Consider the following 13315-nt stretch of genomic DNA (forward strand, 5'->3'; position numbering starts at 1 on the left):
AGCAGAAGGCCCGCTTGCGCGGGCCTTCCGTCAATCACCGCTCCGGCGCCTGATCAGGCCGCCATCTGGCGCAGCATGTATTGCAGCACGCCGCCGTGCTCGTAGTAGTCCCATTCCTTCGGCGTGTTGATGCGCACCCGCGCCTTGAACGACACCGTCGAGCCGTCGGCCTTGCGCGCCGCAACCTGGACTTCCGACGCACCGCGCGCGAGCCCGGTGATGTCGAAGACCTCGGTGCCGTCCAGGCCGAGGGTCTGGGCGCTCTGGCCGTCGACGAAGTTCAGCGGCAGCACGCCCATGCCGACGAGGTTCGAACGGTGGATGCGCTCGAAGGACTCGCTGATCACGGCCTTGACGCCCAGCAGGATCGTGCCCTTGGCCGCCCAGTCGCGCGACGAGCCGGTGCCGTATTCCTTGCCGGCGAGCACGACCAGGGGCACGCCCTCGGCCTTGTACTTCATCGCCACGTCGTAGATCGGCTCGACCGGCCCGATGCCGCCGTTGATGTGCTTGGACACGCCGCCCTCGACACCCGGGGTCATGACGTTCTTGATGCGCGTGTTGGCAAAGGTGCCGCGCATCATGATCTCGTGGTTGCCGCGGCGTGAGCCGAAGCTGTTGAAGTCGGCCTTCTGGACGCCGTGGGCTTCGAGGTAGGCGCCGGCAGGGCCGTCCTTCTTGATGTCACCGGCCGGAGAGATGTGGTCGGTGGTGATCGAATCGCCGAGCAGGGCCAGGCAGCGCGCGCCGGAAATCGACGGGATGCCCGGCGGGGTCATCGTCATGCCTTCGAAGTACGGCGGGTTCTGGATGTAGGTGCTCTTCGCATCCCAGCTGTAGGTCTCCGACTTGGTGACCTTGATGCCCTGCCAGCGCGCGTCGCCCTTGAGGACGTCGGCGTAGCTCTTCTGGAACAGCTCGGTGGTCACGCTGCGCGCAACCTCGGCCTGGATCTCGGCGTTGGACGGCCAGATGTCCTTGAGGAAGACGTCCTTGCCGTCCTTCGACTTGCCGATCGGCTCGCTGGCGAGATCGAGATCGGTGCTGCCGGCGAGCGCGTAGGCGACGACCAGCGGCGGCGAGGCGAGGTAGTTCATGCGCACGTCCTGGTGGACGCGGCCTTCGAAGTTGCGGTTGCCCGACAGTACCGCGGAGACGCTGAGCTTGTTGTCCTGGATCGCCTTGCCGATCGGCTCGTTGAGCGGACCGGAGTTGCCGATGCAGGTCGTGCAGCCGTAGGCGGCCACGTGGAAGCCGAGGTACTCCAGGTCCTCGATCAGGCCGGCCTTCTTCAGGTACTCGGTCACCGCCAGCGAGCCGGGGGCCAGCGAGGTCTTCACCCACGGCTGCGTCTTCAGGCCCAGTGCACGCGCCTTGCGCGCCAGCAGGCCGGCGCCGATCAGCACGCTCGGGTTGGAGGTGTTGGTGCAGGACGTGATCGCGGCGATGACCACCGCGCCGTCTTTGAGCTCGAAGGTCTTGCCGTTGTCGGTGACCGTCGCCGGGCCGGCGGACGGACGCAGCTTCTGCTCGTTCTCGAAGGCCTTGCGGAAGTTGGCCTTGACGTCGGTGAGCAGCACGCGGTCCTGCGGGCGCTTGGGGCCGGCGAGCGAGGGCTTGATGCTGCCCAGGTCCAGCTCCAGCACGTCGGTGTACTCGGCTTCGGGCGCTTCCGGCGTCCACCACATGCCCTGCGCCTTGGCGTAGGCCTCGACGACGGCGACCTGCTGCTCGTTGCGCCCGGTCAGGCGCAGGTAGTTGAGCGTCTCGTTGTCGATCGGGAAGATGCCGCAGGTCGCGCCGTACTCGGGCGCCATGTTGGCGATGGTATTGCGGTCGGAGGCCGACAGGTTGCCGACGCCCGGGCCGAAGAACTCGACGAACTTCTCGACGACGCCGCGCTTGCGCAGCATCTCGGTGACCGTGAGCACGAGGTCGGTCGCGGTCGCGCCTTCGGCGAGCTTGCCGGTGACGCGCACGCCGATCACATCGGGAATCAGCATCGAAGAGGGCTGGCCGAGCATGGCCGCCTCGGCCTCAATGCCGCCGACGCCCCAGCCGAGCACGCCGATGCCGTTGACCATCGTCGTGTGCGAGTCGGTGCCGAAGCAGCTGTCGGGATACAGCACGCCGTCGTCGTTCTCGAAGACGACGCGGGCGAGGTATTCGATGTTGACCTGATGGACGATGCCGGTATCCGGCGGCACCGCCTTGAAGTTCTTCAGTGCCTCCTGGCCCCAGCGCAGGAAGGTGTAGCGTTCCTCGTTGCGCTTGAACTCGATCTTGGCGTTGAGGTCGAGCGCATCCTTGGAGCCGTAGTGGTCGATCATCACCGAGTGATCGATGACCAGCTCAACGGGACACAGCGGGTTGACGCGGGCGGCGTCGCCGCCGAGCTTTTTGATCGCGTCGCGCATCGCTGCAAGGTCCACCACGCAGGGCACGCCGGTGAAGTCCTGCAGGATCACGCGCGCCGGCGTGAAGTTGATGTCCTTGGCCGGCAGCTTGCGGAAGTCCGCGCCGGCGAGGGCTTCGATGTCGGCCTTCGTCGTGTTCTCGCCGTCCTCGTGCCGCAGCAGGTTCTCGAGCAGGACCTTGATCGAATAGGGCAGGCGCTCGAGCTTGAAGGCCGGTTCCAGGGCCTTGAGGTTGTAGTAGCTGTAGTTCTTGGAACCGACAGTGAGCGTGGACTTGGCTTTGAAGCTGTCCGTCATGGCTAGGGACTCCCGGAAGTCTTGAGGGGATGGCTTGAGGTCAGCGCTCGCACCCGGCGGGTGCGAATGGGGGGCGAAATTATAGCGGAAACAAGGTCCGGCCCGGTCCTGCCGGTGCGGCGTGAGGCAACGGGTTCAGGCACCCGGATCGTCCGCGCCACGGCAGCGGCGGCGGATGTCGAACCACACTCAGGTATCCGCCGGCGTCGCCCCTGCGGTCGCGTCGTCCACCGCCGGAGGCGCTTCGTCGACGGCCGGCTCGGCCGCCGTTTCGTCGGACATCGCATCGGCAGACGACGGCTCGCCGTCCAGCCCGGGTGCGCTGTCGTCGGCCGGCTCGGACAGGTCTTCGGTCATTGCGGGGGGCTCGTCGCCCGGCGGCAAGTCGGGCGCGTCTTCGGTGAAGACGGGCTCGCTGAAGACATCGGTCTCGGATGCCGGCTCGGATGTTGCAGCGGGGGGCTGCAGGGAGATCTCCGGCACCGGTTCGAGGACCGCCGGCTCGACGACCGGCTCGGCCGGCGCTGCCGCGTGCGGGTGCGGAATGCGCCAGATGCCGTCGCCGAAACCGCGGTTGGAGACGAAGTAGATCCAGGCGCCCGACGGCGACACCCGCGGGAAGACGTCGTGGGAGCCGTTGGTCGTGAGCTGCATGCCGTCGCCGCCGAGGCGCGACACGATCCAGACATCGTAGTTGTGGACACCGTCGGCGTCGCGGCCGTCGGCCGCAGCGAAGACCACGTACTTGCCGTCCGGGCTCCAGTGCGGATGCCGCTTCGGCAGGCGCCGTCCGTTGGCATCGAGCGGAATCTTGCCGAAGGTGAGCTGGACCGGATTGACGCCGCTGGTGGGCATCGCCCAGATCTGTCCGTTGGTGCCGACGAAGGCGATCTCTTCGCCGGAAGGGGAGATCGCCGGATCGCTGCCTTCGCGCAGCAGCACCGGATAGACCAGGCTTCCGCCCAGTGCCCAGATCTGGCTGTTGCCGGCGCCGGCGTAACGGGGCAGGTAGCTGTAGCTCATCGTGCCGTCGTCGGCAACGCTCGGCGACGAGAGCTGGGCGTCCGAAGTCTGACGGACCACGGCGATGCCGCCTGGGCGCTCCGCGGAAATCCGGAACAGGTCGACCCCGTTCGGGCGGATCCGATTCGAGGAGAACGTCAGTGTGCTGTCCGGCCCGAAGGCGGGGAACAGGTCGAGCGACTGTCCGGGCGTGATCTGCGTGATGCCCTCGGTGGCGAAGCGCAGTGCCACGAGGCTGGATACACCGGGGCGTCGCGGCGAGTCGTCGTCCTTTTTCTTCTTCTTGCCGTCGGTCTCTTCCGCCGGATCGTCCGGGCGCTCGGACAACAGCGGGAAGGCCATCAGCGAACCGTTCGTGGCCAGCGTGAGGCCGTCGATGTAGCGCTCATCCGCGTCGAGTCGCCAGATCAGCGCGGCCGCGGGAACGCCCACGTCGGTGACGTCGCCCCAGGATCGCACCTGCACTTCGCGAACGCCGACGCCGTCGCGGCCGACATAGCTCGTCAGTCGCGACTGCAGCCTGACGTTTTCCGGCGGCGCGCTCGCGCAGGCCGCAAGCGTTCCTGCGCAGACGGCCGCAAGCAGGCCTGCATGACTCTTCATTTCCCCCACCCCTGACTGAAATCCCCGTACGTACGCGGGGAAGCCTATCAGACCGCTTCCAGAATTTCGCCCGCGCCGAGGCAGCGCGGACCGTCGTAGAGCACGCAGTACTGCCCGGCGACGACGGCACGTTGCGGCGATGCGAAGTCGACGACGACACCCTCGGCGTCGAATCGCGCGCGGCACGGCTGGGGCGACTGGCGATGACGGATGCGGGCGAGCAGCGGCGCATCGGGTGCCGGGGGTGACGCGAGCCAGTTGAAGCCCGCAGTGCGCAGCCGCCGAGACATCAGCAGCGGATGCGAGGGATCCTGCGAGGCCGTCAGGATGTTGCGCGAGGCATCCTTCGCGACGACGTACCACGGCGCCTCGCGCGCATCGCGCCGGCCGCCGATCCCGAGTCCGCGACGCTGGCCGAGCGTGTAGTACATCAGGCCCTGGTGCGTGCCGACCTGTCGACCGCGGTCGTCGACGATCGGGCCCGGATCCGGCTGCAGATAACGTCCGAGAAAGTCGCGGAACTCGCGCTCGCCGATGAAGCAGATGCCGGTCGAATCCTTCTTGCGATGGACCGGCAAACCGGCGCGCGTCGCCAGCTCGCGGACCTGCGGCTTGGTCAGCTCCCCGATCGGAAACATCGTGCGATGCAGATGCTCGCGTCGCACCGCGGCGAGAAAGTAGGTCTGGTCCTTGTTGCCGTCGGCGGCGAGCCGCAGTTCCGGGCCGTCGTCGCCGTGACGGATGCGCGCGTAGTGTCCGGTGGCGATGTCGTCGGCGCCCAGGCGCAGCGCGTATTCGCGAAACGGCTGGAACTTGATCTCGCGGTTGCACAGCATGTCGGGATTCGGCGTCTTGCCGGCGGCGTAGTCGGCGAGGAAGCGCTGGAACACGCGGTCCCGGTATTCGGCGGAGAAGTCGACGCGATGCAGCGGGATGTCGAGCTCCTCGCAGACGCGACGCGCATCCTGGAAGTCCTCGGCCGCCGTGCAGTAACCCTGCTCGTCCTCGGTCCAGTTGCTCATGAACACGCCCGAGACGCGATAGCCCTGCTCGCGTAGCAGCCAGGCGCTGACCGCGGAATCGACGCCTCCGGACAGGCCGACGATCACGTGACGGCCGTCTGCCCGGGCATGCCGGCTCACGGATGTCGGCGCAGCAGCCACGGTCGCTACAGGTGAGCGATCAGGCTCAGGGGGTAGCGCACGCCGGCGAGGTAGTCGTCGACGCAGCGCAGCACCATCGGGCTGCGATGGCGCTCGTGACTGGCCGCGATCTCGTCACGCGTCAGCCAGAGGGCGCGGGCGATGCCGTCGTCGAGGGCGAGTTCGGAACGCTCGCATCGCGCATCGGCCGCGAAGGCAATGCGCAGGAAGCCGTAGCCCAGGCCCGGCGGGTCGACATGGTAGAGGCCGAGCACATGCGTGGGCTCGACTTCCCAGCGCGTTTCCTCGAGCGTTTCGCGGCGCGCACCTTCGATCAGCGTTTCTCCCTGTTCCCAGTGGCCGGCCGGCTGGTTCAGGCGCATCTCGCCGGCGATCCGTTCCTCGACGATCAGGAAACGGCCGTCGCGCTCGACGACGCAGGCGACGACGACGTGCGGTGACCAGTTCATCCGGGAAGCAGGTAGCTGGGGCGCTGATCGTCGTCGGCCGCCGGTGTCTGGACATCTTCGGCCGGCACGGCGCCATCGGTGGCCGGCCGCGCGCGGCCGGTCTGCCGGATGCGGTGATAACCGCTGGCATCGGGCTGGCCCAGGGAGCGCAGCAGGTTGCCGACCATCGGCGGCGCATCGGGCGCCGCACGCAGCTGCAGGTCCACGTCGTAGCCGCCTTCGTTCGACATGCGTGCGCTGCCGCGCACCTCGACCGCTCCCTTGAGGGTGCCGACGTTGGCGACGATCCCGTCTTCGGCGTCTTCGATCTGCGCCTCGAAGTCGCCCAGCACCACGGGCTCGCGGCCCAGTGCCCACGACAGACCGATCACCTGCAGGCGTCCCTGCGCAGAGCGTGGCCACTGGTCAACCAGCTTGAGCGACACGAGGTCCAGGCCGACTTGCCCGTTCACCGGAATGAAGGGCAGGCCGGCGATGCCTGCCAGCGAGCGCAGATCGCCGCTGGCGCGGGTGTCCTTCAGCCGCACCATGCCGCCGAGACCGATTCCGGCGACGCCGTCGAGCAGCAGAGGGGGGCTGTCGGTGGCGATCGCGTAGCTGGCGCGCCCCAGCAGCAGGCTGGCGGGCGCGAAGCGCCAGCGCAGGTCGCGCGCAACGACCTGGCGTCCCCTTGATATCTGCGTGGCCGCACCGGACAGCAGGCTGCCGGAGACACCGTGTGCCTGCACCGGAATGCGGTCGCCGGCAAACCATCCGAGCAGCGAGGCTGCCGGTGCGTGCGCGACCAGCCCGACGAGAAAGCTGAGCAGTGCGGCGATCAGGACGTATCGAAGCTTCATGCGCTCATTCCCGCACGAGGCTCAGGCGCACGCTGACCTGCCCGGGGCGGGCACCCCGCTCGATCTCCGCGGTGGCGGCGCCGATGCCGTAACGGGTTTCCAGGTCCTGCAGCCAGCGCAGCAGGTTGTCGAAGGAGACGTCCTCGATCCAGACCTTGACCTCGCGATCGCCTTCCGGCTGCACGCGCGACGGCGGCTTGCCGAGCAGCGGCGAACGACTCGTGCGGTCGACGGCTGCCAGCAGCGAGGTGCTGCGATCGACCCGGCTGCCGGCGCCGTTCGCCCGCACCAGCACGGCGGCCTGTTCGATGCGCGTGGCGAGCGCGCGGGCGCGTTCGAGCGCATCGGCCCGCTGCCGGTGCGCATCGACGACGGGTTCCCAGGCCAGCAGGTAGACCAGCACGAGCAGCAACAGGGCTGCGCCGCCGAGCACGATCAGACGCTCGCGCGGAGCCAGCTGCTGCAACGAAGACTGGAGCTGTTCGTAGAGCTGGTTCATGTCGGCGTGAGCTTGATGCGGATCTGTACGCCTTCGCTGCCGGCGTTGGCGGACTGCACCTCGAGACGCGCCGCGCGTCCTTGTGCGAACCAGGCCTTGAGCTGTTCGAGCGCCTGCAGCCCTTCGGCACGCATGCTCGCGTACAGCGCCGAGTCGCGGTACTGCAGCGCCTCGAGACGCAGATCCGGCACCGCCCCGATCGCTTCCGCGGCGACGTTCATCAGGCCGAGCAGCTCCGCGCTCGCGGGCTCGCCCTCGAGGCGTGCGAGCTGCTGGCCGAGCTGCGCCTCGAGGTCGACGATGCGCGTTTCCTCGGGAAAGATCTCGCGGTAGCGCTGCTGGTTGCGTTCGCTCAGTGCCTGCAGTTCGGTACCGAGGCGCCAGGCCTCCACACCATGCAGGGTGGCGCCCAGCACCAGCGCGACAACAGCGAGGCTCGCCGCCAGCCGCCAGGGGCGCCACAGCCGCAGCCAGTCCTGACGTGCGGAGTAGTCTCCCTGCAGCAGGTCGATCGCCGCACTGTCACCGAGGTGCTGCAGCAGGGCCTCGAGCGGATGCGCGAATCCGTGCAGGGGCTCGCCGGCCCACGGCAGCGTGCTGGGGTCGAAGTCCTGGTCCCGCGCGATCAGGATGCGCAGGCGGCGTTGGCGATCGGCATCGGCGAGTTGCAGGCACAGATCGAGGTCTTCGCGCGCGCAGACGAAGCCGGTGTTGCCCGAGGTCCTCGCCAGCACCTCATCGCCATCGACGAGCAGGCTGAACTGGTCCTCGGCCGGTATCGGCAGCGCGAGGATGTCGGGATACAGGGCGTCCGGCCGCACGCCGCGTTCGGCAAAGAACCCGAGGTATTCCTCGAGGCGCTGCCTGGCGATCACCGCCACCGGCCACTGGCCTTGCGCGTCGCGCGCGCCGATCGCGAAGTGCAGGGTCTCGACGTCGTCGGCGAGCTGGTCCTCGAGCGCGTAGGGCACCGCCTGCAGGACCTTCGCGGCCTGCCGCGCCGGCACCGCCACGGTGCACAGCCGAACATCGGCCGACGGCACCAGCACGACGACCCGGCGTCCGGCGGCCAGCGGCAGCAGCGTTTCTAGCGGTGCCTGCTCGATCGGGAACGAGGACACCGCATCGGCGCGGGCGATGCAGTAAGCCGTTGGCGCCGCGGGGTCAGCCGCGCGCATGCGTATGTAGAGGGTCTCGCGCACTATTCGACGTCGGTGCTGCGCCCGTAGACAGCCGGAGGTGCTCCCGGCGGGCGGAAGTAGAAACTATACAGGGCGACCCGCCCGCTGCCTATGAAGACTTCGGAGCGCAACATGAAAAAGCTGCTGCTCACGGACATCATGCCGGAGGGTGCGTCCTCCGCGGTGAAGACGCCGCTCGCGCTGAACAGCGCCTGCACATCCTCCGCCGGCTTTTCGATGCGCTCGGCGGCAAAGGTCTCGATGGCCGGGCGCGGCTCGGCGGCGAGCGCGAGCAGCACCGGCAGCGGCGCCGTGTTGACGTTGATCGGCACGCCGGTCTGCGGCACGGCGGTGACGACGCCGGCGAGCGCCTGGTAGATCTCGCGCGTGATGCCGCGGATCGCGAGCAGTTCCGACACACTCGTGATCATGCGGTTGCCGGCGCGATAGGGCGGGTCGAGCCGCAGGTAGTCGTTGTCCTCGGCGCCGTCGGCCCCGGTCGGCTCGCTGTCGGCATCGATCCAGTCGCGGATCGCGGCGCCGATCGCGCGGGCCTGGTAGTCGTCGGCGACGTCGAGCACGCCCAGCAGACGCGTGAAGACCCGCAGTTGCTGCTCGTACTCAGTCGTGTCCGGCGTGCCGAGATTGTTGAGGTTGAAGCGCCCCTGCAGGTCCGTCACCTGGCCGCGCGCGAATCCCTCGTCGATCGGCAGGTAGTCGACCGGCTGCGCCCAGAGGTCGGTCAGCGCATCGATGCGGTTGTCGTCGAGATCGCGTTCGAGCACGGACTTGACCCAGGACTCGACGCCCGCGGCATACCACCACGCAAGCTCCGACTCCTGCAGGTTGGCAGTGCGGCGGATCGCGATATTGGCCGAGACCAGGATCGCGGTGGACGCCATCGCCGCGAGCGCCACCACGAGTACTGCGGTGATCAGCGCGATGCCGCGCTGGCGACGGAATGGGCGCGGGTTCGCCATCACTCGTCCGGCGTGTCCGGCCCGGGGCCTGGTCCCGGGCCCGGGCCGGGCCCTGGCCCCGGACCTGCGCCGGGGTCGTCGGGATTGTTTGGCCTGCCACCCGAGCGCGTCGGGATGGTCGGGAAATCGGAACCGATGCGGAACAGATAGAACACCTCGCCGAGGTCTTCGGTCTCCAGTGTCAACTCGATCGCGCGCGGCGGCTCGGCCAGTTCCGGCTGGTCGACGATCTCGGCCGGCCAGCTGTCGCGCCACTCGCGGGCCTGGTCGAGGTAGCGCCAGCGCAGGCTCACGACGCGGTCCAGCAGGACGACTTCCACCGGGGCGCTGTCCTGCGCAAGGTCGAGGACACGCCAGGACATGCGGATCAGCTCGCCCTCCTCGAAGCGGTAGGCCACGCGTTCGAGTCCGGCGCGCGGCAGGCGCAGCGGGTTGCGCCAGCCCGCACGCGTCAACTCGAGATAGCCGCGCTCGCCGGCGCGAACGGCCGGCTGCGCGTCGCCGAAGCCGTCGCGGGCCGGCCGGTAGCGGATCTGCTGCAGGTCGTTGCGCAGGCGCAGATAGGCCTTCTGCAGCTGCGCGATGCGCGCCTGCGCCTGCTCGACCTGGGCACGTGTCTTGAGCACCGAGTCGAGCCCGCCGTACGCCATCAGCGAGAACACCGCGAAGATGGCGATCACCACCACCAGCTCCAGCAGCGTGAAACCGGCCTGCCGCCGGCGGTCGGCGCAGCGCGGGTCGACCGGCCGTCTCATTTCCGGCCCGTGTCGGCGAGAAACGCCGAGAGCGTCGCCGCGTTGCCGTCACGTCGCGGCGACAGCACGCGGATGTTCACGCGACGGAGCTTGTCGTCGGTCGTCTCCAGAACCTCGACACGCCACTCCCAGGTCTGACCGGCCAGCTCCATCTCGCCGTCCGAGCGGCCGACATCCGGCCACACCGGCTGCAGTTCGATCTCGGTGAGGCGGTTGTGCGCGACCCACAGCGCCATTGTGCGCTCGCGCAGGTGCGCGGCGTTGTCGGCGTAGCGCGCCATGCCGGACAGGATCGCGGCCATGGCCATCGCCAGCACCGCAACCGCGGCGACCATCTCGATCAGCGTGAAGCCGCGATCGCGTCTCACAGCAGACGGTCCTGATCGAGGCGTTCGAGCGTCAGCCGGCCGAGCAGGTCGCCGGACAGCCGGTGGGCGGCATCGACACCGGCCGCCGTGAGGTCGAGCGAGAATGGCGTGAGTTCGCCGCTCGACAGGAACAGGACCTGCGGTTCGAGTTCCGGCGCCTCGTCGTCTTCACGCGAGGCGGCCCGCGGCGTCTGGTCCTGCGCCGGCGGGACCGGCCGGCCGTCGACGCGCAGGCGGATTTCCAGCGGCAGCGGAATCGGTCGCGGCCGCAGCGGTCCCTCGGCGATAGGCGCCCAGCGTCCTTCGCCGCCGACGGCGAGGAACTGGTATTGCGATTCGGTGTAGCGAAAGCCGATCTCGAAGCCCTTGAGTTCGGCTTCCTCGAGCGCCAGCCGGAACAGCTCTTCGAGCCGGCGGGCCTCGAGGTCCAGCGTGTCGCCGGCGGCACGATCACCGACGGACAGCGTCGCGAAGGTCAGCATGATGCCGATGATCAGCACCACGACCATCACCTCGACCAGCGTGAAGCCGCGCATCAGGCGCGGAACGCGAACCGGCGCAGCGACGGCGGTGCAGCTCCGGTTCGCTGCCATGGCCGTGATCCGGATCGCGATAACCGGCCCTAGTTCAGGTTCCAGTTGCCGATGTCCGCGGCGGCGCCTTCACCGCCGGGCTGGTTGTCGGCCCCCAGCGAGAACAGGTCGAATTCGCTGCGCGTGCCCGGATTGAGATACTGGTAGGCGTTGCCCCAGGGGTCCTTCGGCAGCGTCTTGATGTAGCCGCCGCTGCGGTAGTTGCGCGGCTCGGGTTCGCCGCCGGGCTTGCTGACCAGCGACTCCAGGCCCTGCTGCGTGCTCGGATAGACGTAGTTGTCCAGCTTGTAGAGATTGAGCTGGGCCTCGAGCACGCGGATGTCCTGCTTGGCCTTCGTGATGCGGGCGTCGTCCGGCCTGTCCATAATGCGCGGCACGACGACGGCCGCGAGAATGCCGAGAATCACGACGACCACCATGATCTCGATCAGCGTGAAACCGCGTTGTGCGCGTAGCGTCCGGAAGTCCGTCATTGTCGAATCAGGATGAGCGAAATCGGTGGGCCCGGTGAAGGGTCTGAACGGGGGCCTGCGCGGGCGGCGCGGATCATAACAGAGTCGTCCTACCGCTCCGCCGCGCTGTGGGTCGGTCCGTGTGCGCTTGTGACTGCGATGCTGGTCGCGGAGTTCCTCGGCGACTGGGCACGGACGTGGTTGGCGTTCGACCGCGCCGCCATCGCCGACGGTCAGTGGTGGCGGCTGCTGACCGGCAACTTCGCCCACCTGGGCTGGTACCACTGGATGCTCAACGCCCTGGGCGTGCTGGTGCTGGTGTTGCTGTGTCCGCAGCCGTTGTCGCTGTGGATCTGGCTGCGCCGCGTGGCCTTGATCGGGATCGGCATGAGCCTGTGCCTGTGGTGGTTCGTTCCGGGGCTCGTCCACTACGTCGGCATGTCCGGCGTCATCCACGGGCTGTTCCTGCTGGGGCTGGCCCCGCAGGTGCGGCGCGGTGATCTGATCGCGCTCGGCTGCCTGCTCTACCTTCTTGGTAAGATCGGCTGGGAGCTGTACGCAGGCGCGCCGCTGTCGGACGAAGCCGCGATCGGCGGCCGGGTCGTCGTCGAATCGCATCTCTTCGGTACGCTCAGCGCTGCCGTCTACGGCGCGGTCTTCGGCAGCTTCGGCGGCCGTGAAGGCCGCCGTCACGAGGCGGCGCCGTCATCCATACCAAACGACGACGAATGAACTACGCGATGCTGTTTCCCGGCCAGGGGTCGCAATCGGTCGGGATGCTGGGGGGCTATACCGCACCGGTGGTCCGGCAGACGTTCGAGGAAGCCTCGGACGCGCTCGGATGGGACCTGGCCGTACTGGTGCGTGAAGGACCGGAGCAGGAGCTGGGGCGCACGCAGCGCACGCAGCCAGCGCTGCTCGCGGCCGACATCGCGCTGTGGCGCCTGTGGCAGGCGCAGTCGCTGCCGGCGCCGTCGGCCCTGGCCGGACACAGCCTCGGCGAGTACGCCGCACTGGTGGCGGGCGGCGCGCTGGATTTCGCCGATGCCCTGCGCCTGGTCGAGCGCCGCGGCCAGCTGATGCAGTCCGCGGTGCCCGAAGGCGAGGGCGGCATGGCCGCGGTGATCGGCCTCGACGATGCCCAGGTCGACGCGCTGTGTGCCGCCTATCCCGGCGAGGGCGTGCTCGAACCGGCGAACTTCAACTCCCCCGGCCAGGTCGTCGTCGCCGGTCACCTGCCCGCGGTGGAGTGGGTGCTCGCCAACGCCAAGGCGCAGGGTGCGCGCATGGCGGTCAAGGTGCCGATGTCGGTGCCTTCGCACTGTTCGCTGATGCGCGATGCGGCCGATGCGCTGTACCTCGCGCTGGGGGAGGTCACGCTGCGAACGCCGTCGGTGCCGGTGTTCCACAACCTCGATGCGCGCAGCGGCCGCGAGCCCGCGTCGATACGCGCGGCCTTGCGCGACCAGCTGCACCGCCCCGTGCGCTGGACGCAGACGATCGAGACGCTGATCGCCGGCGGTGTCGCCGGCTTCGTCGAGTGCGGGCCGGGCAAGGTCCTGTGCGGACTGGGCAAGCGCATTGCCAAGGGCGTTCCCGCCCTGCCGACCGACGAGCCGGATGCCTTCGACAAGGCCTGCGCCGCGGTGACGACGGGCTGACACGGCGCTCTGCTATCCTGCAGGCGTCGGAAATC

At 68.8% G+C, this 13315-nt stretch carries 14 protein-coding genes; 2 read left to right on the forward strand and 12 right to left on the reverse strand.

The genetic code is table 11. The annotated features are described in order from the left end of the window. Window positions 1-53: 53 nt before the first annotated feature. The 12 genes from acnA to gspG all read right to left on the reverse strand — a co-directional run bounded on the left by acnA (window position 54) and on the right by gspG (window position 11640). Entirely contained in the window at window positions 54-2714 is a 2661-nt protein-coding gene (gene acnA / locus C8D93_RS03290) for an aconitate hydratase AcnA (protein WP_110263709.1), read from the reverse strand. A 189-nt stretch (window positions 2715-2903) separates the two neighbouring features. Further along, a complete protein-coding gene (locus C8D93_RS03295) occupies window positions 2904-4340 on the reverse strand; it encodes a TolB family protein (RefSeq protein WP_110263710.1) in 1437 nt (478 codons plus the stop codon). A gap of 47 nt (window positions 4341-4387) precedes the next feature. Then, window positions 4388-5482 carry a tRNA 2-thiouridine(34) synthase MnmA gene (gene mnmA / locus C8D93_RS03300; protein ID WP_110263711.1) on the reverse strand — a complete coding sequence of 365 codons (1095 nt, stop codon included), beginning with the start codon at window positions 5480-5482 and terminating at the stop codon, window positions 4388-4390. Between the two features lie 26 nt (window positions 5483-5508). Then, the gene (locus C8D93_RS03305) at window positions 5509-5952 is read right to left on the reverse strand and encodes an NUDIX hydrolase (RefSeq protein WP_110263712.1); all 444 of its coding nucleotides are present in this window, start codon (window positions 5950-5952) and stop codon (window positions 5509-5511) included. Continuing rightward, complete coding sequence (locus C8D93_RS03310; protein ID WP_110263713.1) at window positions 5949-6791, reverse strand: type II secretion system protein N; 843 nt, start codon at window positions 6789-6791, stop codon at window positions 5949-5951. Before C8D93_RS03310 ends, C8D93_RS03305 begins: the two co-directional genes overlap by 4 nt. A 4-nt stretch (window positions 6792-6795) precedes the next feature. Then, the gene (locus C8D93_RS03315) at window positions 6796-7290 is read right to left on the reverse strand and encodes a type II secretion system protein M (protein ID WP_110263714.1); all 495 of its coding nucleotides are present in this window, start codon (window positions 7288-7290) and stop codon (window positions 6796-6798) included. Then, window positions 7287-8468: a type II secretion system protein GspL gene (gene gspL / locus C8D93_RS03320; RefSeq protein ID WP_146216495.1), complete on the reverse strand. Its 1182-nt coding sequence runs from the start codon at window positions 8466-8468 to the stop codon at window positions 7287-7289. The genes C8D93_RS03315 and gspL overlap by 4 nt, the downstream gene beginning before the upstream one ends. A gap of 23 nt (window positions 8469-8491) precedes the next feature. Further along, complete coding sequence (gspK, locus tag C8D93_RS03325; protein ID WP_110263716.1) at window positions 8492-9451, reverse strand: type II secretion system minor pseudopilin GspK; 960 nt, start codon at window positions 9449-9451, stop codon at window positions 8492-8494. After that, entirely contained in the window at window positions 9451-10206 is a 756-nt protein-coding gene (gene gspJ / locus C8D93_RS03330; protein ID WP_110263717.1) for a type II secretion system minor pseudopilin GspJ, read from the reverse strand. Before gspJ ends, gspK begins: the two co-directional genes overlap by 1 nt. Continuing rightward, window positions 10203-10574 carry a type II secretion system minor pseudopilin GspI gene (gene gspI / locus C8D93_RS03335; protein ID WP_245903798.1) on the reverse strand — a complete coding sequence of 124 codons (372 nt, stop codon included), beginning with the start codon at window positions 10572-10574 and terminating at the stop codon, window positions 10203-10205. The genes gspJ and gspI overlap by 4 nt, the downstream gene beginning before the upstream one ends. Beyond that, the gene (gspH, locus tag C8D93_RS03340) at window positions 10571-11167 is read right to left on the reverse strand and encodes a type II secretion system minor pseudopilin GspH (RefSeq protein WP_110263718.1); all 597 of its coding nucleotides are present in this window, start codon (window positions 11165-11167) and stop codon (window positions 10571-10573) included. The genes gspI and gspH overlap by 4 nt, the downstream gene beginning before the upstream one ends. 29 nt (window positions 11168-11196) lie before the next feature. Next, on the reverse strand, window positions 11197-11640 hold the full coding sequence (gspG, locus tag C8D93_RS03345) for a type II secretion system major pseudopilin GspG (RefSeq protein ID WP_110263719.1): 444 nt from the start codon (window positions 11638-11640) through the stop codon (window positions 11197-11199). Window positions 11641-11778: 138 nt separating this feature from the next. Between gspG and rrtA the strand changes: the two genes are divergently transcribed. Both rrtA and fabD read left to right on the forward strand, forming a co-directional pair. Beyond that, window positions 11779-12351 (forward strand): rhombosortase, encoded by a 573-nt coding sequence (gene rrtA / locus C8D93_RS03350; protein WP_245903807.1) that lies wholly within the window; start codon window positions 11779-11781, stop codon window positions 12349-12351. Next, window positions 12348-13280, forward strand: coding sequence for an ACP S-malonyltransferase (fabD, locus tag C8D93_RS03355; protein ID WP_170123868.1), 933 nt, complete (start codon window positions 12348-12350; stop codon window positions 13278-13280). Before rrtA ends, fabD begins: the two co-directional genes overlap by 4 nt. The last annotated feature ends 35 nt before the right edge of the window (window positions 13281-13315 follow it).

Origin of the sequence: Sinimarinibacterium flocculans, assembly GCF_003201205.1 — a bacterium.
GTDB classification, from domain to species: Bacteria; Pseudomonadota; Gammaproteobacteria; order Nevskiales; family Nevskiaceae; genus Solimonas; species Solimonas flocculans.